This window comes from Flavobacterium cheonhonense (assembly GCF_035671315.1).
Classification (GTDB): domain Bacteria; phylum Bacteroidota; class Bacteroidia; order Flavobacteriales; family Flavobacteriaceae; genus Flavobacterium; species Flavobacterium cheonhonense.
Window position 1 is genome coordinate 850729 of the sequence record NZ_JAXAVY010000001.1, and the last position, 20662, is coordinate 871390.

The 20662-nt window shown below is 37.6% G+C and carries 25 protein-coding genes; 7 read left to right on the forward strand and 18 right to left on the reverse strand.

Features of this window, described 5'->3' with window-relative positions; translation table 11 throughout:
- Window positions 1-26: 26 nt before the first annotated feature.
- Complete coding sequence (locus SK086_RS03725; RefSeq protein WP_324689862.1) at window positions 27-2216, forward strand: TonB-dependent receptor; 2190 nt, start codon at window positions 27-29, stop codon at window positions 2214-2216.
- Between the two features lie 32 nt (window positions 2217-2248).
- Here SK086_RS03725 and SK086_RS03730 read toward each other — a convergent pair whose 3' ends face one another.
- Window positions 2249-2671 (reverse strand): Rieske (2Fe-2S) protein, encoded by a 423-nt coding sequence (locus tag SK086_RS03730; protein ID WP_290874768.1) that lies wholly within the window; start codon window positions 2669-2671, stop codon window positions 2249-2251.
- Between the two features lie 160 nt (window positions 2672-2831).
- Here SK086_RS03730 and greA point away from each other — a divergent pair, with 160 nt between their 5' ends.
- The 3 genes from greA to SK086_RS03745 all read left to right on the forward strand — a co-directional run bounded on the left by greA (window position 2832) and on the right by SK086_RS03745 (window position 4916).
- Window positions 2832-3308, forward strand: a complete 477-nt coding sequence (gene greA / locus SK086_RS03735) for a transcription elongation factor GreA (RefSeq protein WP_290874771.1) — start codon at window positions 2832-2834, stop codon at window positions 3306-3308.
- A gap of 1 nt (window position 3309) precedes the next feature.
- Complete coding sequence (locus SK086_RS03740) at window positions 3310-3699, forward strand: HIT family protein (RefSeq protein WP_324689866.1); 390 nt, start codon at window positions 3310-3312, stop codon at window positions 3697-3699.
- Between the two features lie 65 nt (window positions 3700-3764).
- On the forward strand, window positions 3765-4916 hold the full coding sequence (locus tag SK086_RS03745; RefSeq protein WP_324689868.1) for a transglutaminase domain-containing protein: 1152 nt from the start codon (window positions 3765-3767) through the stop codon (window positions 4914-4916).
- 5 nt (window positions 4917-4921) lie between these two features.
- On the opposite strand, the gene SK086_RS03750 is transcribed toward SK086_RS03745, so the two are convergent.
- Entirely contained in the window at window positions 4922-6073 is a 1152-nt protein-coding gene (locus SK086_RS03750; protein ID WP_324689870.1) for a sensor histidine kinase, read from the reverse strand.
- 271 nt (window positions 6074-6344) lie between these two features.
- Here SK086_RS03750 and SK086_RS03755 point away from each other — a divergent pair, with 271 nt between their 5' ends.
- From SK086_RS03755 to aat, 3 genes are all read left to right on the forward strand, one after another.
- Window positions 6345-7220: a flavin reductase family protein gene (locus SK086_RS03755; protein WP_324689872.1), complete on the forward strand. Its 876-nt coding sequence runs from the start codon at window positions 6345-6347 to the stop codon at window positions 7218-7220.
- Between the two features lie 2 nt (window positions 7221-7222).
- Window positions 7223-7606 (forward strand): DUF3127 domain-containing protein, encoded by a 384-nt coding sequence (locus SK086_RS03760; RefSeq protein WP_324689874.1) that lies wholly within the window; start codon window positions 7223-7225, stop codon window positions 7604-7606.
- A gap of 113 nt (window positions 7607-7719) precedes the next feature.
- Entirely contained in the window at window positions 7720-8355 is a 636-nt protein-coding gene (aat, locus tag SK086_RS03765) for a leucyl/phenylalanyl-tRNA--protein transferase (RefSeq protein ID WP_324689876.1), read from the forward strand.
- Between the two features lie 65 nt (window positions 8356-8420).
- On the opposite strand, the gene SK086_RS03770 is transcribed toward aat, so the two are convergent.
- The 16 genes from SK086_RS03770 to rplM form a co-directional block, all read right to left on the reverse strand.
- Window positions 8421-9065 carry a hypothetical protein gene (locus tag SK086_RS03770; protein WP_324689877.1) on the reverse strand — a complete coding sequence of 215 codons (645 nt, stop codon included), beginning with the start codon at window positions 9063-9065 and terminating at the stop codon, window positions 8421-8423.
- A gap of 41 nt (window positions 9066-9106) precedes the next feature.
- Complete coding sequence (locus SK086_RS03775; RefSeq protein WP_324689879.1) at window positions 9107-9667, reverse strand: DNA-3-methyladenine glycosylase I; 561 nt, start codon at window positions 9665-9667, stop codon at window positions 9107-9109.
- Window positions 9657-10307: a queuosine precursor transporter gene (locus SK086_RS03780; RefSeq protein WP_324689881.1), complete on the reverse strand. Its 651-nt coding sequence runs from the start codon at window positions 10305-10307 to the stop codon at window positions 9657-9659. Before SK086_RS03780 ends, SK086_RS03775 begins: the two co-directional genes overlap by 11 nt.
- A 490-nt stretch (window positions 10308-10797) precedes the next feature.
- On the reverse strand, window positions 10798-11358 hold the full coding sequence (locus tag SK086_RS03785) for a hypothetical protein (RefSeq protein WP_324689883.1): 561 nt from the start codon (window positions 11356-11358) through the stop codon (window positions 10798-10800).
- The gene (locus tag SK086_RS03790) at window positions 11339-11590 is read right to left on the reverse strand and encodes a hypothetical protein (protein WP_324689885.1); all 252 of its coding nucleotides are present in this window, start codon (window positions 11588-11590) and stop codon (window positions 11339-11341) included. Before SK086_RS03790 ends, SK086_RS03785 begins: the two co-directional genes overlap by 20 nt.
- Window positions 11591-11737: 147 nt before the next feature.
- Window positions 11738-12301 (reverse strand): RHS repeat domain-containing protein, encoded by a 564-nt coding sequence (locus SK086_RS03795; RefSeq protein WP_324689887.1) that lies wholly within the window; start codon window positions 12299-12301, stop codon window positions 11738-11740.
- Between the two features lie 203 nt (window positions 12302-12504).
- Window positions 12505-13470, reverse strand: a complete 966-nt coding sequence (locus SK086_RS03800; RefSeq protein WP_290874798.1) for a hypothetical protein — start codon at window positions 13468-13470, stop codon at window positions 12505-12507.
- A gap of 11 nt (window positions 13471-13481) precedes the next feature.
- Window positions 13482-14435, reverse strand: coding sequence for a DUF6175 family protein (locus tag SK086_RS03805; RefSeq protein ID WP_290874801.1), 954 nt, complete (start codon window positions 14433-14435; stop codon window positions 13482-13484).
- A 2-nt stretch (window positions 14436-14437) separates the two neighbouring features.
- A complete protein-coding gene (locus tag SK086_RS03810; protein WP_290874804.1) occupies window positions 14438-14923 on the reverse strand; it encodes a hypothetical protein in 486 nt (161 codons plus the stop codon).
- Window positions 14924-14934: 11 nt separating this feature from the next.
- Complete coding sequence (locus SK086_RS03815) at window positions 14935-15456, reverse strand: hypothetical protein (RefSeq protein WP_324689891.1); 522 nt, start codon at window positions 15454-15456, stop codon at window positions 14935-14937.
- Between the two features lie 19 nt (window positions 15457-15475).
- Window positions 15476-16693, reverse strand: coding sequence for a hypothetical protein (locus tag SK086_RS03820; RefSeq protein ID WP_324689893.1), 1218 nt, complete (start codon window positions 16691-16693; stop codon window positions 15476-15478).
- Window positions 16694-16713: 20 nt separating this feature from the next.
- Window positions 16714-17298 carry a porin family protein gene (locus SK086_RS03825; RefSeq protein ID WP_324689895.1) on the reverse strand — a complete coding sequence of 195 codons (585 nt, stop codon included), beginning with the start codon at window positions 17296-17298 and terminating at the stop codon, window positions 16714-16716.
- A gap of 205 nt (window positions 17299-17503) precedes the next feature.
- The gene (gene tsf / locus SK086_RS03830; protein ID WP_324689897.1) at window positions 17504-18466 is read right to left on the reverse strand and encodes a translation elongation factor Ts; all 963 of its coding nucleotides are present in this window, start codon (window positions 18464-18466) and stop codon (window positions 17504-17506) included.
- A 121-nt stretch (window positions 18467-18587) separates the two neighbouring features.
- A complete protein-coding gene (rpsB, locus tag SK086_RS03835) occupies window positions 18588-19394 on the reverse strand; it encodes a 30S ribosomal protein S2 (RefSeq protein WP_324689898.1) in 807 nt (268 codons plus the stop codon).
- A gap of 160 nt (window positions 19395-19554) precedes the next feature.
- Entirely contained in the window at window positions 19555-19941 is a 387-nt protein-coding gene (gene rpsI, locus SK086_RS03840; protein WP_290875467.1) for a 30S ribosomal protein S9, read from the reverse strand.
- The gene (gene rplM, locus SK086_RS03845; protein WP_290875465.1) at window positions 19941-20396 is read right to left on the reverse strand and encodes a 50S ribosomal protein L13; all 456 of its coding nucleotides are present in this window, start codon (window positions 20394-20396) and stop codon (window positions 19941-19943) included. The genes rpsI and rplM overlap by 1 nt, the downstream gene beginning before the upstream one ends.
- Window positions 20397-20662: the final 266 nt, after the last annotated feature.

The window sequence follows — 20662 nt, forward strand, 5'->3', positions numbered from 1 at the left end:
CCCCTTTTATTCGTAATACATTACGAATGAAAACTTTATTCACAACAAAAAGTACGAATTACAAAGTACAAGGTACGAAGGCAGTATTGATTACCGCTTTTTGCTGTTTGCCTTTAATAGGCTTTGCACAGGAAACAACCAAGGACACTACAAAAGTCAATCAACTTGAGGAAGTTACGGTATCTGCGGTCAGAGCCAAAGGCAAAAATCCGGTCACTTTTACGAATCTCTCCAAAAAGGAAATGGCGCCCCGAAATCTCGGGCAAGATATTCCGATTTTACTCAACTACCTGCCGTCAGTAGTAACTACTACAGATGCCGGAAACGGAGTTGGCTACACTTACATGCGCGTTCGAGGTGCTGACGGTTCAAGAATCAATGTTACACTTAACGGTATTCCTTTTAATGACAGTGAAAGTCAAGGCACTTTTTTTGTCAACTTGCCTGATTTTGCTTCTTCATTGGAAAGCGTTCAATTGCAACGTGGTGTCGGATTATCTACTAATGGCGCCGGCGCTTTTGGTGCCAGTTTGAACATGCAAACCAAATCGTATCAGGAAAAGGCGTATGCTGAAATTGCCAATTCCGGCGGAAGTTTCGGAACACGCAAACATACTTTGGCTTTCGGAACGGGTTTACACAATAACTTTGAGCTCAACGCCCGTTTGTCCAATATTGCCTCAGATGGGTTTGTCGACCGTGCTTCTTCTAACTTATTCGGTTATTTTTTCAATGTCAATTATGTGACCGAAAAGACCTTGATTAAAGCAATAGCGTTCGGAGGTAAAGAGAAAACCTATCAAGCTTGGTACGGTATAGAAGATCCTGAAAAACTCCGTAACGATAGGACATTCAACCCGGCCGGAATGTATTTTGATGAAAACGGCAGCATGCAATTTTATGACGATGAAACGGATAATTATGCACAAAATCACTTCCAATTGCATTGGTCTCAAAAGTGGTCTGACAAATGGGTTTCTAATGCCGCGTTGCATTACACCATTGGCAAAGGCTATTTCGAACAATACCGAGAAGACGAAACCTTAGCCGATTACAATTTGCCTGATTTCCAGGGCAATGCCATATCCGATTTGGTGCGCAAAAGATGGTTGGACAACGATTTCTTCGGGGCTGTTTTTTCATTAAACTACAAAACCCCTAAAACCGACGTGATGCTTGGCGGAGCAGCTAATCGCTATTTGGGTGACCATTTCGGAGAAGTGGTTTGGACGCAATATTATGTGCCTGCCGCCAATCGCTATTACAACAATATCGGGAACAAAGACGATGTGAATGTGTATGCTAAAGCATCGCAACAATTTGGTAAGTTGAATGTTTTTGCCGATTTGCAATACCGTATGGTGTTTTATGAAGCTACGAGTTTCCGCTTTGATGACGTGAATGATACGTTCCGATTTTTTAATCCGAAATTGGGATTGAATTTCGATTTCAACGATAAACATTCCTTTTACGGTTATTTCGGTGTAGCCAACAAAGAACCACGACGCGATGATTACGAAAACGGCAGCACCAAACCGGAGCGTTTGTTCGATTACGAATTAGGTTGGAAATACCAATCGAAAAAGGTAAACATTTCGGCCAATGCTTTCTACATGAACTACCAAAACCAATTGGTGTTAACCGGCGCGTTAAACGATGTTGGTTCGCCTATTTTTACCAATAGTGGGAAAAGTTACCGCGTAGGGTTAGAAGTGGAATCGGTGATTGCCTTATCCGATAAATGGATTGTTAATCCGAATGTAACTTTTAGCCAAAACAAAAATCGTGACTTCGTGTTCCAAAGAGACGGTGTGTTACAAAATTTAGGCAATACGACTATTGCTTTTTCACCGGATTGGGTTATTGGGAACCGAATTACTTACAGCCCTGTAAAAGCGTTGCAACTTTCTTTGTTCTCTAAGTTTGTAAGCAACCAATACATGGGTAATATCGATTCAGATCGCTCTAAACTAGATGCCTATTTTGTAAACGATTTGAACGTTTCCTACGAATGGAAAATCAACAAAGGTGTGAAGTCAATTGTCTTTTCGGCCTTAATAAATAATCTGTTCAATTTGGAATACGAGTCTAACGGATATTTTTACACCTACGATGACGATTGGACTACGCCGGGCAGTGTAACCACTATAGAAGGCGCCGGGTTTTACCCGCAAGCCGGTATCAATTTCTTAGCAGGAGCAACAATAAAGTTATAAAACAAAAAGCCGAACATTTCGTTCGGCTTTTTTTAATTCGTTATAATCAGTGTATTGCCATTAATGCTTACCCGATAAGGTTTCATAGGATATTGTTGTCCTGCGCCTAATCCGGTATACAAGCTATAAAAACTATCGTCGCAATTGCACTCGGCATTGGTGTTACCTTGTGCTACGGTCATAGGTTCGGCACAAACATTGAAAGCCTGATTCGGACAGGCCAAATCAAAAGCGTTATAGCCACTGCCGGTATTAAAAACCACTATACCTCGCGCACCCTGACTGTAATCTAAAACCCTGTTCCCGGGAAATTGTAAGTTGGTGTAACCCGGTAAATTCATGTTGATTTGCAAGTTCACTTGATAATTCGGGATATTCGGATTGTTATAATTCACCGAACCACCATCACAACTCAAGGTCAAGCCTACTAAAAACAGGAGGAGTATCTTTTTCATATAAATTTTAGGTTTCCTATAGCGAAACAAATTTAATTTAATTAACTTTGACAAACGTTATCCAACGTAAACAAATTTGAAATAAGTATCAAAATACTATCTTTGCAAAAAGAAATCCCGTTCCGATGGGATTTTTTCTATTTATATAAATGATGAAATTATGAGTACAGTATCGTATTACACCGCAGAAGGATTAAAAAAATTAAAAGACGAATTAGACCAACTTAAAAGTATAGAACGACCTAAAGCTTCACAAGCTATAGCCGAAGCTAGGGATAAAGGCGATTTATCGGAGAATGCAGAATATGACGCCGCCAAAGAAGCACAGGGACTTTTGGAAATGCGTATTGCCAAAATGGAAGAGCTTTATGCGAATGCACGATTGATTGACGAGTCGCAATTGGACTTGTCTAAAGCCTTGGTATTATCTAAAGTAAAAATTAAAAACCAAGCCAACGGCATGGAAATGAAATATACTTTGGTAGCCGAGAGTGAAGCCGATTTGAAATCCGGAAAAATTTCGGTAACCTCGCCAATCGGTAAAGGATTATTAGGGAAGAAGGTAGGTGAAATTGCTGAAATCAGCGTACCAAACGGAAAATTGAACTTCGAGATTTTAGAAATAACCAGAGACTAATATGAGTTCTATCTTCACCAAAATCGTTAACGGAGAAATTCCGGCCTACAAAATTGCCGAAGACGACCGCTATTTGGCCTTTTTAGATGTTAATCCGAATGCCAAAGGGCACACACTTTGTATCCCGAAACAAGAAATCAATAAGATTTTCGATATGGAAGAAGACCATTATTTGGGTCTGATGCAGTTTGCCCGAAAAGTGGCCAAAGCCATAGAGAAAGCTGTTCCTTGCAAACGAATTGGCGTAGCCGTTGTTGGTTTAGAAGTACCACACGTTCACGTACATTTGATTCCGTTACACGATATGGATGATATGCGTTTCCAACGAAAAGTAACGTTAACCAAAGTCGAGTTTGAAACCTTAGTACAGCAAATACAAGAACAATTGTAAGTTAATTAAAGATAAAAATCTAAACCCTGCTTATTCTTTGGCAGGGTTTTTTATAGGGTTTTGTGATGAAACATTTTTTAAAAATAGCGTTGCTTTTTTGGATGGCTTTGGGTTTTGGTCAAACACCTAATCCTTATGCGCAAACAGATGCTAAAATGAGTCAGATTCCAACAGATTTGACCTTAAGTGCTGCCGGAATTGCCCGGTACATCGATACCAACTTCAAAACGCCTACAGAACGCATTAGAGCGCTTTATTATTGGACAGCATCAAACATTGTGTATGATGTTCCGAATATGTTTGAACCCAATCAATTGGATTCTCCTGAGGAAAAGATTAACAAAGCCTTGCATACCCGAAAAGGTGTTTGCATTCACTATGCCGAAGTATTTAGAGAAATTGCTAATTTGCTGGATATTCAAACGGTAATAGTTTCGGGCTATACCAAGCAAGCCGGAATAGTTTCGCCTATTTCTCATGCATGGTGTGCTGCTAAAATCGAGGGGCAATGGTACCTTTTTGATCCGACTTGGGGCGCCGGTTATGTCGATAAGCAAAAGTTTGTCAAGAAGTTGAACAATGCGTATTTCAAAGTCGCACCCCAAAAGATGATTAACTCCCATATGCCGTTCGATTATTTGTGGCAATTTCTCAATTCGCCATGGAACAATCAGGAGTTTTATGACGGAAAAGAAATGCCCAACAAGCCTAAAAAGAGCTTCGATTATATAACGGAAATTGAGCGTTATGAAAAGTTATCCGAAAACGAACAAACCTTTGAGGAAGCCGCCAGAGTAGAGGAAAGTGGTTTGAAAAATGCTTTAATTGTGCAGTATCACAAAATGCTGAAAGGGAATTTTACGGTACTGACTGCCAATAAAAATATCGATCGATTGAATGAACTGGTTACCAAATACAACGAAGCCATTGTTTATTTTAACGACTATATGATGTACAGACAACGCCAATTTAAACCAGCTATGACTGATGAGGAATTGAAAGCCATGTTCCAAAGCGTAAAAGATAAGTTTTTGTACTGCAACGATGAGGTTTACAAAATCGGGACTGTTGGAAATCAGAATGCTGCTATGTTTTCCGATTTGAAAAAAAATATCAGTAGTAATTTAAGAGAAGTTGAAAAGCAAGAAGCTTTTTTAAACGACTATTTAAGCAGAACCAAAATTGGCCGAAAATTGCTGCTTTCCGGTCGAGGATAGTCGGGTTACCCCGTTTTTTTAAACATAATCTGCATGGTTGTACCCTTGCCGATTTCAGAGTGTAATACCTTGATTTTTCCTTTGTGGTATTCTTCAACAATTCGTTTGGTGAGCGATAAACCCAAGCCCCAACCTCTTTTTTTGGTCGTAAAACCCGGTTCGAACACACTGGTAAACTGTTTTTTCGGAATGCCTTTTCCGGTATCAGTCACTAAAATTTTCACCCATTGGTCGTCGTTTTCAATTACGACCGAGAGTTGGCCGCGACCTTTCATGGCGTCGATAGCGTTTTTTACCAAATTTTCAATCGTCCAACTGTGCAGCGCCGGATTTAAAGATACTATAATCGGTTTTTGGGGCGCTTTAAAACTAAATTCAACTTGACTGGAGAATCTCGATCTCAGGTAGTCGAAAGATTGTTCGGTTTCGGCTATGATGTTGCGTTCTTCCAAAATGGGTTCTGAGCCGATTTTAGAGAAACGATCGGTAATGGTTTGCAAACGTGTGATGTCTTTCTCAATTTCGGTTACCATAACTGGATCGACATTGTTAGCTTTCATAATTTCGAGCCAACCGATTAAGGAAGACAAAGGCGTTCCGATTTGATGTGCGGTTTCTTTTGCCATCCCGGCCCAAAGCTTGTTTTGCGTGGCCATTTTGGTGCTGCGATAGAAGTTATACACCACGGCGGCAAAGAGGAAAATAATCAGCAATAAGGCAATCGGATAGTACTTGAGTTTGTTGAGCAACGACGAATTGCCGTAGTAGAGCTTCCAAAATTTACCCGGATTGTATTCGATAACGATAGGATTGTTTTCTTTTTTGAGTTTTTCCAGATAGTCTTTGAGCTTCACTTTATCGCTGGCAATATCGTCTTCAATATTAACGTGATTGATGATTTTATTTTCCTCTGTCAATATGAGCGGAATGGTTTTGTTATTGCTCATAATTAAGCTGGGCAGTTCGATGTCGCCGGTTTCAGGGTCGGCATTGTTGAAGGCTTTTAAACTCTGCGCCCAAAGTTCCATTTTGATGCGCTCTTCGTTTTTAAAGATTTGAAAGAAAGTATAGGTGTTCCAAAGAATCAGCGTCACTATGACAAAGGAAGTCACTATGATAATCCAACGGGTGATGTTTCTTCTTTCGGAAAACTGCATGCTAAATTTTTTATAAATATAGACAAAAGCGTCAAAAGTGCAAGACGATTTTGGTTTAGCCCTGATGGCAGCGGCATCCTTTTGTTTTTTGTTGGGGTTGTTCGATTGCACTTGAACTGACTCAGTATGACCATTGCTTTGACGAGATTGATAAAAAACAAAAGATAGAGCGAACAGCAGGAATACGGACCGCAAGAATGCCCTCTCGTCCCAAAAGACGAGATCGCTCTTACAATCAATTAAAATTGTATTTTTGGGAAAAATAAAATCTATGCTCAGTTTCGAACCTCATACCCTTTCACCGGCACAGTTACAAGGCTATTTACAGAGTGCTGTGGCGCCGCGACCGATTGCTTTTGCCAGTACGGTTGATGCCAATGGGAAACCCAATTTGTCGCCTTTCAGTTTTTTTAATGTGTTTAGTTCCAATCCGCCGATACTGGTTTTTTCGCCCGCACGACGTGTTAGAAACAACACTACAAAACACACCTTGGAAAATTGTGAAGCTACTAAGGAAGTAGTGATTAACGTGGTGAATTACGACATCGTTCAGCAAATGTCGTTGTCGAGTACCGAATATCCTGATGGTGTGAACGAGTTTATCAAATCGGGTTTGACGATGTTGCCTTCGGATATGGTGAAGCCGTTTCGAGTAGCGGAAAGTCCGGTGCAAATGGAGTGTAAAGTGAACCAGATTATTGCTTTGGGGAATCAAGGCGGTGCGGGGAATTTGATCATTTGCGAAGTCGTAAAAATCCACATCAACGAAAGTGTTTTAGACGATAAAGGAGCGATTGACCAAAGTAAAATTGACTTGGTTTCGCGCTTGGGCGGCAATTGGTATTCGCGTTCGAATGCCGGTTTGTTTGAAGTAGAAAAACCCTTGGTAACCTTAGGAATAGGAGTAGATGCGATTCCTGATTTTATTAAAAAAAGCCCGATTTTCGACGGGAATGATTTGGGAAAATTAGGAAACGTAGAAGCCTTGCCAACCGAAGAAGAAATTGCTATATTTGTACAACAGAATTTTGCCGTAAAAGGCGTTTTAAGCTCCGATGACGAGCAAAAAATCCACCAAAAAGCAAAAGAATATTTGAATAACAACGAAGTGCTTTCGGCCTGGAAAGTGCTTTTAGCAAAACATTAATTATGGAAGTTACCGGAAAAATTAAAGTGATTAATCCTGAGCAACAAGTGAGTGCCAGTTTTAGAAAAAGAGAATTAGTTGTGGCTACAGAAGAGCAGTATCCGCAGTTTATCAGCATTAATTTTGTGCAAGATAAATGCGATTTATTGAACAGCTATAATGTGGGAGAAGCGGTAAAAGTTTCCATCAACTTAAGAGGAAGAGAATGGGTAAATCCGCAAGGAGAAACCAAATATTTTAACGATATTCAAGGTTGGAGAATTGAGAGAATGCAAGCGGAAACTCCTGCTGCTGCTCCTGCTGCTATGGCGCCAATGCCGGCTGCTGAAACGTTTGCTCCGGCCACCAACTTTAATGAAGAAGAACACGACGATTTGCCATTCTAATTTAGAATATCAATCGGAGATTATGGAAGTCAGAAGTTAGAATTAGGTTCTAGTTTCTGGCTTTTTTGCAAAATTAAACTTCAAAATTTGTCTTTTTTAATTCGCACTTTCTGATGTATTTCCTAACCAAAGAGTTATATTTTCCACCGGTGGACGAAGCAACCTATGAAGGCATTTTAGCCATCGGCGGCGATTTGTCGACGGAGCGTTTGCTTTTGGCGTATCGCAACGGTATTTTTCCTTGGTTTAATGAAGAAGAACCCATATTGTGGTGGTCGCCACCGGAACGCATGGTGGTAGTGCCGCAGCTGTACAAGGTGTCGAAAAGTATACGGAATTTATTGAATCGCCAACAGTTTGACGTTACGTTTAACCAAGATTTTAGGTCGGTTATCCGCAACTGCCAGCAAATAGCACGCAAAGGACAAGACGGCACTTGGATTACGCAGGACATTATCGATTCATATACTAAATTACACGAGTTGGGTCATGTGCAATCGGTAGAAGTTTGGCAAAACGGAGAATTAGTAGGCGGATTGTACGGCGTTGATTTGGGTCATGTTTTTTGTGGGGAAAGTATGTTTTCTAAAGTATCGAATGCGAGTAAGATTGCGTTTGTGACCTTAGTGCAATACTTGAAAGACCACAACTATAAATTGCTCGATTGCCAAATCCACAATGAATATTTGGAGCAATTGGGTGCTTTTGAGATTTCGAGGGAGACTTTTATTAAGGTGTTGAAGAGTTAGTTTCTCAGAAAATTTAACGTTAAGAATTTTATCAAGGCTTAATAATACTTAATGTTTTAACTGGACTATTCTCGGTACGGTTTATTTATTTCATCAATTATCGTTCGCAATTCGCCAATGGTTAATTTATCCGAATCACATTGAATTTCAGGAATCTTATGTTGTTTGAAAAAGTCATTCAAATCCTCACAGTCTCTGAGCATATTAAATTCTCTATTATCCAGGTCTAATACTATTCCTTTGATTTTGCCTTTGATAGAATAACTGGCAGGATTTAGATTAACTAATAAAGCTTTTGACCAAAGCCCCCGCATATTTTCTTCAAAATAGATAAACCTTCCGTAATTGGAAACTTTACAAAATCTTGAATATTGATCCGGATCATACCCTTTGTCTTTTTTGTTAGTATACTTTCTGTAGGTTTGAAAATACATTTCACCTTGATATGAAATGGCTAACGGATATACTATCTTCTTGTTTTTTTGCTTGAAATAAAAGAAAGCTTTTTCCGGTAAATTAACAGTATCATTTCTATCGGTAGTCTTTAAGTAAACTTCTTCTGTTGAACTCGGTTTTTTATTTAAGACATCTTCTATTGTCATATAAATACCTTCCGGAAAATCACCTTTTCTTATAAATTTATTTGCTGTTTCCTGTGAATTTACAAGATTGGAAACTAAAAAAAATAAAGGTAAAATAAATGATTTCATAAGATGTATTTATGTTTGGAGTTGAATAAGGTCACAGCAAACTATTTTCGTTTCCAACAATCTTCCACGTGATCGTTGACCATTCCTGTGGCTTGCATGTGCGCGTAGACTACGGTTGACCCTACAAATTTAAATCCTCGTTTTTTTAAATCTTTACTGATTTTGTCAGAAAGTGGCGTGGTCGATTGGATATCGCTCATTTTCTTGATGTTGTTTTCTATAGGTTTTCCGCCGGTGAAATTCCAAATGTATTGGGAGAAACTCCCGAATTCTTTCTGAACTTCCATAAATGCAATGGCATTGGCAATCGTTCCTTTAATTTTTAAACCATTTCGGATGATGCCGGCGTCTTGCATTAATTCGGCGACTTTGTCTTCGTTGTATTGGGCTATTTTTTTGTAATCAAATTGATCAAAAGCTTTACGGAAATTGTCTCTTTTCTTCAAAATGGTGTACCAACTCAGTCCGGCTTGAAAGGTTTCCAAGACTAAAAACTCGAATAATTTGTCGTCGTCGTATACCGGATTTCCCCATTCGGTGTCGTGGTATTGGCGGTACAAATCGTCTTTTTCGCACCAAGCACAGCGTATTTTATTGTCCATCTTTGGCGATGTATTTTTGAATTAAGTAATGTCCTAAATAGATGAAAGGTGTCATGCCAACCGCGATAACCAATTTAACCGTATAACCCGTTAATCCGGAAATGATATAGGTTTTGGTGTCCATGATGCCCGGCAACCAAAATGCAATCCCTAAAACGATAAAACTATCAAAAAATTGAGAGATTACAGTGGAACCTGTACTACGGAGCCAGATCATTTTGTTACCGGTTCTTCGTTTTACAAAATGGAAAATGGTTACATCGATTAATTGCGAAGCCAAGAAGGCAATGATACTGCCTACGATGATTAATTGACTCTGCCCAAAGACCGCATTGAACTGTTCCGAAGTTACAGAGCTGATGCCTGTTGACGGAATTTGCATCGCAAAGTACAAAATAAAAAAGGTGTAAGCGATTAATCCTGCAGTGATGAAGGATAATTTTCTAACGCCTTTTTCCCCGAAATATTCGTTGATTAAGTCGGTGGTGACAAATACAATGGGCCAAGGAAGAATGCCGATGCTCATTACAGCTGAGCCAACATCGATGAGTTTGCCGCCTATGAGTTCAGCTACTATGGCATTGGTAGTGAATATGCCGGCGAGAACGACATAAACGGTGTCTTTTTTAGAGTGGAACATGAGCGTTGATTTGCATACCTAATGAATCAAATGTACTGTTTTTTGGTAAAATAAAAAACCCCGATTCGAAGTGAACCGAGGTTTGTGTAACAAAGTATGGTTAAATGCTATTCTATTTGACATAATGTGTGTTTTGATATACTACTCATACATTAAGTAGGGCTTTGTTATGGCTATTTGAGGACAAGACAGAACGTTATAAAATAAACAAACCACCCGTGAAGGTGGTTTTGTGTTGCAGTTGTTACTTAATTATCTTCAACCACGCGAAGGGATTCGCGCGGGAGCGGGGGATTTAAGACATTTTCAAATGTAAAAGGAGCGCATTATTGCGCTCCTTTTTTGTGTTACTATTTTAGTATTTATTGATTTGCAAAATGTTAATACAATAATCTTGTTTCATCACTAAATTTGGAACATTACCACATTAAGCCTAATTTGACATATTACCGGAAAACCTTTTCATATTAACTTTTTAAAATCTAACCTATTATTCACACTTGAGTCTTTTGGGATATTTAGATGACTCATTTGAAATAGATTTTTCAAATTTTTTTATATTACCTTTGCAAAAAAAATAAAGTACTCCCTTTTTTCTATCATCAATTTTATCATTATCCAGAAATTTTATCTTCCCATTCTCATCATCCACCAATAAGTTATACTTTTTAAAAGTATTGATTGTTAAACTATCTATTTGTTTATTGTCATCATACCAAAAAAACAAAATATTATCTGAATCTAAATAACCACTGGGAAATTTGTTTTCGTTTGGATCTTTATATTTATTATATAAAAATTGCTTATTTGAACCTATAATAATTATTTTAACAAACTCATTCTCCTTATATTCTTCCTTGAATAGGATTAAATGAAAAACAGAATCTCTTTTAAGCAATTTTTTGTTGTTCATTTTAAAATCATAAATTGCATTATGAATTATGTTATCATAATCCCCATTTTCTCTTGAACTTGATTTTGAAACAGTACAACTAAAAAAAAACATAAAAATAAAAAATGTAATCACTAACTTAATACGATTTTCTTTCATAACCATCTTTGTTACTTGAATTAATTAATATATAAAATAAAGTACTTTTGTATTCTTTCTTCCAAACATCTTGTGAACTCTCATCTTCACGAGATGTAGTAACAGTACCCGCAGGATGAACATGAAAATGTCCTAACAAGTAAAATTTTGGAGTTACTCTTAGTAAAAGGTCAATAGCAAAACCTCCATTAATCTGATCAGAAGCATTACCTTCATACTTTCCAATAGTCATATGTGTTATGTTCTTACCATCAGTTGAAGAATAAGCACCTCCTACTTCTTTACCTCCAAGATAATTAGATAATTTAACGGCAAATGACTCAACTCCTTCTCGAGTAGGATTTCCTTTTCCACCGATTTCAAATAACTCCCCTTTTTCTTAAAAATTCTGTCCGTCTTTCAATATTCCTTTTTCAATACCTTCTATTGCAACTTTCTCTTTACCTCTTTCAGATTCAGGAACCAAAAAACCTAAAAATCCTTCTCCTTTTTTCTTAACATTGCCTTTAGAATCAGTTTTTAATATTCTGTCTTTTTCATTATTTGGTTTTCCAACTTCTTTGACTTCACCTGTTTCTCTATTCAAAGTATAATCCGTTAAACCATTAGGGTCAAATCTAAATAATGGGCTGTTTTGAACATAGTTATATAAACTCAATTCATATCTTTTTTCTGCTAATGGATCTGTATTAAACCATCTTCCTATGGCAGGATCGTAGTTTCTAAGACCAAAATCATAAAAGTTAAGCCCTAACTCGTCCTGCCACTCCTTGCCGTTGTACTTATACTTATAACTACAATTAACACAATCTTCAATCAGAATAGCACCACCTGCTTGGGTATATTGTTTACTGGTTACATTATAGTTTTTATGTTTTAGCCCAAATGGATAATAGTTATTTTCTTCTAAAATGCTAAGAACGTTATAAAATAAACAAACCACCCGTGAATGTGGTTTTGTATTGCAGTTATGACTTAGTTTTCTACAACCACGCGAAAGGATTCACGCGGGAGCGGGGGTCTTTTTTAGAGTGGAACATGAGTGTTGATTTGCATACCTAATGAATCAAATGTACTGTTTTTTGGTAAAATAAAAAACCCCGGTTCACTTCGAATCGGGGTTTGTGTTTTAATAAAGGAAAACGATTACCAAATACTTCTGTAAACTACAGTGCTAGGTTGTCCGTTGCCATAGGCTACTCCGATATCTCTAATGGCTTTGATGGCATCTCTTTTCAGATTAACATCGATTTCCATTTTGTAGTTCCATTCACGTTTGTCAATTTCCAATACGCGCTTACCAATTTTGTCGGAAAGTGCTTTAGCGTCTTTATAACAGCTGGCTTCAGGGTCGATGCTGCTTAAAAGTTGTCCAACAGTGTTAGCGGTATCCCAATCTTGATTAGCGTTCCAAAGATTGTTGGCTTCAACCATTTTAACTTTACAGTCGCGTTCAATTTTCTTTCTGAACATTGGTCCGGCAGCAGCCATAGCTTTGGTGTAACATTCTGTACATTCTTCAGGAATTGAAGTCAGTTTGTACATAGCTTCTTCGAATTTCATTTGCGAGTTAGCTAAGGCATTGGCTTCGTTAATGATTTGTGTACAACGGGCGTTGTAGTAATCAATAATTTTGCTTTTAGCGCCCGATAAAAAGCTTTGCATAGCAGGATCATTTGGTTTGATGTTTTTAATGGCATCAAGATAAGCTCTGGTTTCGTTAGTTCCGACTCCTTTTACAGAAACGGTTTTAGAAGCATAGCGTTTTCCGTCAAAACCATCACCTACGTATAGGTTAACATCTAAAGAAATAGCTGTCATAGCCGGAGCCGTTGAGGTTATATCTTTGGAAGTAACTACTATACTTGGCGCAATAATGAACCTTGAATTAACTCCTGAACCTGAAATACCATTGGCGGTTAACAACTGGTTAAGTTTGTTAGTGAGCATGTTTTCTGCACCGCTGGGAAGCGCTTCTGTTTGTGGCGGGATGTAAGCAGTAACCGTAATTCTGCCTAGAGCCGCAGCGCTGGTGGATGATTCTTGAGCCATTACAACAGTACCTGTTAAAGCAAGAATCCAGCAACTGATAGATTTTAATGTATTTTTCATGTTACTTTTTTTTATTTTTCACCTAGTACAAGAGTAGCTTGACCAAGCCCTTTTGTCATGAGTTTGTTAGTAATCGAATAAGGTGCATTTTTCAGCATGGTTTGAAGTCCTTTTAAAAACGCTTTAGCATCCATTGCTTTTCCGTTTGCGTCAAATAATGGAATGCGAACTTGTTCAAACAACATAGAAGTTTCACCTGAATCTGTTTCAGAAAAACGGTGGTTTACAGTATTTTCATGCATCCAATCGGATATGATTTCGCGCAATTCTTTTCCGTTAAATTCTTTTTCAAGGTCATCAGGCCATGAATCGAATTTCTTGATGCGCACGATGATTTCTCTTCCGTTGGCAAACAAATCATCAAAATGAGTTTGTAATTGTCCGTTAAAGTTATCAATATGAGCTAAAACAGCTTCTTCTAACAATACCGGTAACTCTGCTGAGAAAGAAGGACTTCCTGTTCCGGTAGCGGTAGCCACTTGTTTGTCGGTGTAAGCATCTAATCCTTTCATGGTAAAGGTAACCGATTTTTTTGGGCCTGTTTGATTAACTGTCCAAGTAAGGTCGATAATGATATCGGCTTTTGCTACTTTCTTTAATCTTTCAATTGGTGTTTCTGCTACAGCGGCGCCGCTTTTTGAAGTTAACATTGCGTTTTCTGCGTTTTCAGATTCCAATGTTTTTATAGCCGCAGCCATGTCTTTTAGCGGAAACCCGCGATCAGCCATAAGACCGTTAATTTTGGCTATAACAGCCAGCAATTCTGCATTTTCTTGCATGGCTTTTTTGTAATTGGGAACTTTAATGGTTTCTCCTAAGCTATTCACTTCGGTCATGTAGCCGTTTTTGTTACACCAAACATCACTTGGAATTACCATGATGGTTGGTTTTTTTGCTTGAGCAAACGAGAATGTAACACTCAGTAATGCTAAAACCAAAACCGCTTTTATAGATAAATGTTTCATAATTATTGTTGTTTGATAATGCCGTCGGCAATAAGTTTTTGTTTGAGTTCTGAACGAAGAACACGTAAAATTAATCCGTTAGTTACACTTTCTCTGGCTTTTTTGCGGTCGCGACTAACTTTGTCGAAGATTCGCTCATCTCTTAAAGAAATGTAATTTTTGAATTCTCCTCCGTCGGCAAAAAATTTATTGAAGTAGTCTTCGTATTTTTCGAGTGCGTTGACTTCTAAAATTAAGGGTTTTTGTTTGCAGTCTTGTTTTCCTTCAACTAAACCGAAGAAAATAACATCACGCAAAGCATTCTTTTTGGCTTGTTCCACAGCATCAGAACGATTACGGCCGTTACCCCAAGCTTTTACGGTTTCGGAGCCATCAAGCTCTACACCTAAACATTCTGTTTTATACCCATAATTACCCGCTATGTTTTTTTGAGAAAAACCAAAGCAAGTAGAGAGTAAGATGATCAATAGTGATATTTTTGTTTTCATAGTGCTTTGTTTTAGAATCCTGATGATAACCCACGAATAATACCGGCAGCTTCAAGATCTTTTCTAAGAGCGTCTTTGTGTACAGAAACTACCACTCCGATTTTGTATTCTTTGCCTACTTTTACACGGTCAGAAGCGTCAACATTTCCGTCTGATGATTCAGAAACAAATTTCATATAACGCCCGCCTTCTTCAAAAAATGGTTCAAAGAAATCGGCTTTTTCATCTTCTAAATTCGGATTAGAGGCTAACGGGCGTTGCGGAGTACAACCTTGTCCACCACCGGAAAATCCTTTAAAAATGATACCATGCACTGCATTTTTTTTGGCTTGTGTGGTAGCTATAGTTGGATTTTTAGAGTATGACCAAACTTTAATTAAATAGGTTCCGTCTTTTCCGATGCCGACACATTCTATTTCATAACGCCAAGCTTTAGTAGCTTCGTCGGCTTTTCTTTGTTTTCTGGCAGATTGCCCGTAACTTAATGAGGTGATGGTTAGTAAGACCAGCATTATCCATGCTTTTGTTTTCATACGTCTTTTGTTTTAGTTATTATTTTCCTTTCTTTTGAACGATTAACATTCCAGGGTAAAAATCTTTACCGCTTATCTTTTTAAAGTAAGTTCTGTCTTCAGTGCTGTTCGGGTTTTCTTCGTCGGCACCATATCGGTTATCCCATATTGGTAGTTTGTCGTCTACTTTAATTGTTCCTACAACAACATATTCTGTTTTTCCTTCTTTGTTGACTACTTGCTCAAGAACATCGAATTTGGATTTTTCTGTCAAGCCTTCTTTTAAACCGATTTTAGCAGAGATTGGTTCGCCTGAAAACAAAGGTGTTTTGGTTTTGAATTCTTCATGGTTCTTTTGAAGTTTAACAATTACGGCGTCAACCGCTTTAACAGTAGCTTTTTCGATGAGTTCTTCTTCTGTTTTTTTGGTAAATACTGAAGATTGAACGTCAGCCCAAGACGTGTCTGAACCAATATATTCTAATTTGAAGATTGTAGATTCTTCGAAAGCTTTTTTCTTTTCTGGAGTAATGGTTTTGTCATCAGCCCAGTAATCGTTGTAAAAAATGGCAGCTGTTTCTTCATCCCAAACTAAGCGGTATAGATGCGCAGTTGTTTTAACCACATATCCTTTTCCGGCAACTGTTACAGCAGCAGAAGTGATCGTTGTTGTTGTGCTCACATCACCAAGACCTGCATATGAAGCTACAGAACCAATAGTATTTAACCAACCGCTTGCTTTTTTAGCTACTTCTTCTTTAGAAACATAGTTGTAATCATTTACTAAAATAAAAGTATTTCTGATGAGCTCTTCACCGGCATCGGCTAATGTTTCCAAACCACGTTGGCTGGCTTTAGCTTTCGCGATGTCCAAGGCATTGGCATCGTATTTTCCTCTTTCGGCTATCATATCCATGTTGAATCCGCCTTTCGCACTTCTGTTAAACCATTTGGCAACGATATCTCTGGCTACATTATTTTCATTTAAAAAGGCAGTAATGTTTTGAGATTCATCTTTGGCGTTTGAAGTTGGAATTACTCGATTTCCAAGGTTGTGGTTGTTGAATTTTTCCGGAATCGGACCTTTTTCAAAAGAAGCTCTGATGACTTCAGCATAAGGTCTGGTTTCATCATGAATCATTAAAGTATAAAGAGAACTTCTGCGGTATTTAACTTCGGGATTTACAGCTTGGGTTTGTGCGTATGTATAGGGTATGGTTACGAACAGGGTCAGTAATAGGGTAATTGTTTTTTTCATTTGTTTGAATTGAGTGTATATTAGAATAAATAACCTACGGAGAATTGTATAGCCGTATTGAATGCTCTATCGTTTTCAGGGACTAAAGTTCCTCCAACATTAGTTAGTCCTAAAGTGTATCTTCCTTGAAAAATAACTCCGTTTTTGAGTTCATATTCTAATCCGGCGGCAACAGAAAAATCCATAGTCTTAACACCGTCGATGCTGTCGTTAGTAGTGTTGGTTTTAAACTTAGAATTTACCAAAAATCCAACTTGTGGACCGGCTTCTAAACTTAATCCTTTAACTACCGGAAATTTGGCTAATACCGGTAAAGTAACATAATTCAATTTGATTCTTCCACCTCCGGTTGCGTCAACAGTAGCACCTTGTCCGGAATATAATAATTCTGGTTGGATAGAGAAATTATCGCTTACAATGATTTCGGCTAAAAATCCAAGATGAACACTGGTTCTGATGCTTAATTCTTCTACATCTCCCATAAGGTTGGTTACATTAAGGCCACCTTTAATTCCTAATTTGATACCTTCTTCTCTTTTTGATTTTTGAGCATGAATGGTAATCACACTACAAGTCAATAGTAAAATAGTAATAATTTTTTTCATAATATAGTCTTAAAATTTATGCAATAATACATTTTTTTTTACGATTCACAAGTCAGATTGCCAGAAACAATTGTTCTGATGAAGATTGTCTATGATTTTTTTGGTCTGAAAAACAGGGGGTTATTTTATTTGATAACAAAAAACCCCGATTCACGAATGAATCGAGGTTTTAATATGGTGAATTAATAATTTTAATTCATTAGGATTATCCTAAAGAAACTCTTTTGAAACCTGTAATTTCAACGTTGAAACCTTTAACATAATCACCTACTTTTTTGCTGTCATCTTTAATGAAGTTTTGGTCCAATAAAGCTTTCTCTTGGTCTAAAGTAGTATTGTCAGAGATAAAACGTTGTACTTTACCAGGAATAATTTTATCCCAAATTTGTTCCGGTTTGCCTTCTGCTTTTAATTCCGCTTTAGCATCTTCTTCCGCTTGTTTTAATACTTCTTCCGTTAATTGAGAGAAAGAGATGTATTTAGGAACGTTTTTCAAAGTTTTCCCTAAACGTTTTGCTTCTTCATTTTCTTTTTCGATTACAGCAATACGAGCAGCCAATTCAGAAGCAACGAAAGCAGGATCAAAATCTTTATAAGATAAGGTTTCAGCACCCATAGAAGCTACTTGCATAGAGATATCTTTGGTTAAAACATCAGCGTTAGCAATTGGAGCAGAAATAGCAGTTAATGCAGCAATTTTGTTCACGTGAACATAAGAGCCAACGAAAGCGCCTTCTAAGATTTCGAAACCACCGATTTCGATTTTTTCACCGATAACACCGGTTTGCTCAATTAATTTTTCAGCTACAGTGATTCCATTGAAATCTGAAGCTAAGAATTCTTCTAAAGAAGAGAAGTTGATCGCTTTTTCAACTAATTCTTTAGCCAAAGTTACGAAAGCTTCATTTTTACCTACGAAATCAGTTTCGCAGTTTAAGGTAAGGATAGCTCCTTTAGTATTGTCAGCATTGATAAAAGAAACAGCAGCTCCTTCAGAAGACTCACGGTCAGAACGGTTAGCAGCTACTTTTTGTCCTTTTTCTCTAAGGATTTGAATCGCTTTATCGAAATCGCCTTCCGCTTCAACTAGCGCTTTTTTACAGTCCATCATTCCGGCACCTGTAGTTTGTCTTAATTTATTTACGTCTGCAGCAGTAATTGTTGACATAATATTTTTATTTGTTTTTTAAATTGAAAACTCTTTTAAAAGTAAATTACGAATTACGAATTTCAAATTACGAGTCATCATAATCCGTAATTCTTAATTCATAATTCGTAATTATTTTGTTTTACTCTTCAGTACTGTTTTCTGTAGCTTCTACTTCAGGAGCTGCTTCAACAGCCGGAGCCGGAGCCACAGCTACTTCTACAGTTTCTTCAGCGTCAGTTTCAGGAGCAGCGTCAGCAGTTCTGTTGGCTAATCCGTCTTTTACAGCGTCAGTTACTAAAGATAAAATTTTATCAATTGATTTTGAAGCATCATCATTGGCCGGGATAACGTAATCTACTTCACGTGGATCAGAGTTAGTATCAACCATTGCGAAAACTGGAATGTTTAATTTTTGTGCTTCTTTTATTGCGATATGTTCAGCTTTGATATCTACTACGAATAAGGCAGCAGGTAATCTAGACATGTCAGCGATAGAACCTAAGTTCTTCTCTAACTTAGCACGTAAACGATCAACTTGTAATCTTTCTTTTTTAGACAAAGTCATGAAAGTACCGTCTTTTTTCATTTTATCAATAGAAGCCATTTTTTTAACGGCTTTACGGATAGTAACGAAATTAGTCAACATACCACCTGGCCATCTTTCAGTGATGTAAGGCATGTTGCATGCTAGTGCTTTTTCAGATACGATATCTTTTGCTTGTTTTTTGGTAGCTACGAAAAGTATTTTTCTACCGGAAGCAGCGATTTTTTTCAAAGCTTCGTTAGCTTCTTCAATTTTAGCTGCAGTTTTATATAGGTTAATGATGTGAATACCATTACGCTCCATATAAATGTAAGGAGCCATGTTTGGATCCCATTTACGAGTCATGTGTCCGAAGTGAACACCGGCTTCTAATAATTCTTTAACTTCAATTTTGTTTGCCATTGTGTAATAGTTTACGTTCCGTTGGTTAGCAATTTTCAAGTAGCTCTTGCGATGGTCTTGAAAATTTAGATGCTAAACTAATTCCTTTTTCAACAAAAAGAATATCGGCAACTTGTTTTTTAATTTCAATACTAAATGAACGAATAAAACTTCTAATCGATTAACGTTTAGAGAATTGGAATCTCTTACGTGCTTTTTTCTGACCGAATTTTTTACGTTCAACCATTCTTGGATCTCTGGTTAGTAATCCTTCTGGTTTTAGGATAGCTCTGTTTTCAGCTTCTACTTCGCACATTGCGCGAGCGATAGCCATTCTTACAGCTTCTGCTTGTCCTGTAGTACCACCACCATATACATTTACTTTTACGTCAAAGTTGTCAGCGTTGTTTGTCATAGACATTGGCTGTAATACTTTGTACTGTAAAGTAGCTGTTGGGAAGTAGTTGTTGAATTCTCTTTTGTTAACGGTAATTTTTCCTGTTCCTTCCGAAACATAAACACGTGCCACAGCACATTTTCTTCTACCGATTTTGTGAATAACTCCCATTACTTTAAGTCGTTAAGGTTTACGGTTTTCGGTTGTTGAGCAGCATGCTTGTGCTCTGGACCAACATTTACATTCAAATTGCGGAATAATTCAGCACCTAATTTGTTTTTAGGTAACATTCCTTTTACAGCTTTTTCCACTAATAATGCAGGGTTTTTTTGTTGCATTACTTTAGCAGTCAAGCTTCTTTGTCCTCCTGGGTAACCTGTGTGTCTGATGTACGTTTTGTCATCTAACTTGTTACCAGTCAAGTTGATTTTTTCTGCGTTGATAACAATTACGTTATCTCCACAATCAACGTGCGGTGTATAACTTGGTTTGTATTTACCTCTCAAAAGCATCGCTACTTTTGAAGCTAAACGACCTAAGTTATGACCTTCAGCGTCTACAACAATCCATTGCTTATCGGCATTGGCCTTGTTTACTGAAACTGTCTTGTAGCTTAATGTGTTCACAATAATTTATTTTAATTAAACATTCCATCCCCAATAAAGGGGTTGCAAAAGTACAATTAAATATGATAAAAGCAAATACCCTTTTTTAAATATTTTGCTAATCTACTGCTTTTTACCTAAAATCCTAGCAGTGAACGGACTTAAGAGCTGTTTCTTTATTTGGAATCGGTCTAGTAATAGTGCCGATTTTACCTTTTTATTGTTGAACTTTCATTACCGAGTTGGAGGTTGCAGCAGAAATTTTACTATTTTTACACTTTAACCCA

Bases quoted from the DNA above. Each gene is read 5' to 3' on its own strand.
- SK086_RS03725 (WP_324689862.1), top strand. From the start codon at position 27: ATGAAAACTTTATTCACAACAAAAAGTACGAATTACAAAGTACAAGGT.
- SK086_RS03730 (WP_290874768.1), bottom strand. From the start codon at position 2,671: ATGAAAAAGATACTCCTCCTGTTTTTAGTAGGCTTGACCTTGAGTTGT.
- greA (WP_290874771.1), top strand. From the start codon at position 2,832: ATGAGTACAGTATCGTATTACACCGCAGAAGGATTAAAAAAATTAAAA.
- SK086_RS03740 (WP_324689866.1), top strand. From the start codon at position 3,310: ATGAGTTCTATCTTCACCAAAATCGTTAACGGAGAAATTCCGGCCTAC.
- SK086_RS03745 (WP_324689868.1), top strand. From the start codon at position 3,765: ATGAAACATTTTTTAAAAATAGCGTTGCTTTTTTGGATGGCTTTGGGT.
- SK086_RS03750 (WP_324689870.1), bottom strand. From the start codon at position 6,073: ATGCAGTTTTCCGAAAGAAGAAACATCACCCGTTGGATTATCATAGTG.
- SK086_RS03755 (WP_324689872.1), top strand. From the start codon at position 6,345: ATGCTCAGTTTCGAACCTCATACCCTTTCACCGGCACAGTTACAAGGC.
- SK086_RS03760 (WP_324689874.1), top strand. From the start codon at position 7,223: ATGGAAGTTACCGGAAAAATTAAAGTGATTAATCCTGAGCAACAAGTG.
- aat (WP_324689876.1), top strand. From the start codon at position 7,720: ATGTATTTCCTAACCAAAGAGTTATATTTTCCACCGGTGGACGAAGCA.
- SK086_RS03770 (WP_324689877.1), bottom strand. From the start codon at position 9,065: ATGAAATCATTTATTTTACCTTTATTTTTTTTAGTTTCCAATCTTGTA.
- SK086_RS03775 (WP_324689879.1), bottom strand. From the start codon at position 9,667: ATGGACAATAAAATACGCTGTGCTTGGTGCGAAAAAGACGATTTGTAC.
- SK086_RS03780 (WP_324689881.1), bottom strand. From the start codon at position 10,307: ATGTTCCACTCTAAAAAAGACACCGTTTATGTCGTTCTCGCCGGCATA.
- SK086_RS03785 (WP_324689883.1), bottom strand. From the start codon at position 11,358: ATGAAAGAAAATCGTATTAAGTTAGTGATTACATTTTTTATTTTTATG.
- SK086_RS03790 (WP_324689885.1), bottom strand. From the start codon at position 11,590: ATGACTATTGGAAAGTATGAAGGTAATGCTTCTGATCAGATTAATGGA.
- SK086_RS03800 (WP_290874798.1), bottom strand. From the start codon at position 13,470: ATGAAAAATACATTAAAATCTATCAGTTGCTGGATTCTTGCTTTAACA.
- SK086_RS03805 (WP_290874801.1), bottom strand. From the start codon at position 14,435: ATGAAACATTTATCTATAAAAGCGGTTTTGGTTTTAGCATTACTGAGT.
- SK086_RS03810 (WP_290874804.1), bottom strand. From the start codon at position 14,923: ATGAAAACAAAAATATCACTATTGATCATCTTACTCTCTACTTGCTTT.
- SK086_RS03815 (WP_324689891.1), bottom strand. From the start codon at position 15,456: ATGAAAACAAAAGCATGGATAATGCTGGTCTTACTAACCATCACCTCA.
- SK086_RS03820 (WP_324689893.1), bottom strand. From the start codon at position 16,693: ATGAAAAAAACAATTACCCTATTACTGACCCTGTTCGTAACCATACCC.
- SK086_RS03825 (WP_324689895.1), bottom strand. From the start codon at position 17,298: ATGAAAAAAATTATTACTATTTTACTATTGACTTGTAGTGTGATTACC.
- tsf (WP_324689897.1), bottom strand. From the start codon at position 18,466: ATGTCAACAATTACTGCTGCAGACGTAAATAAATTAAGACAAACTACA.
- rpsB (WP_324689898.1), bottom strand. From the start codon at position 19,394: ATGGCAAACAAAATTGAAGTTAAAGAATTATTAGAAGCCGGTGTTCAC.
- rpsI (WP_290875467.1), bottom strand. From the start codon at position 19,941: ATGGGAGTTATTCACAAAATCGGTAGAAGAAAATGTGCTGTGGCACGT.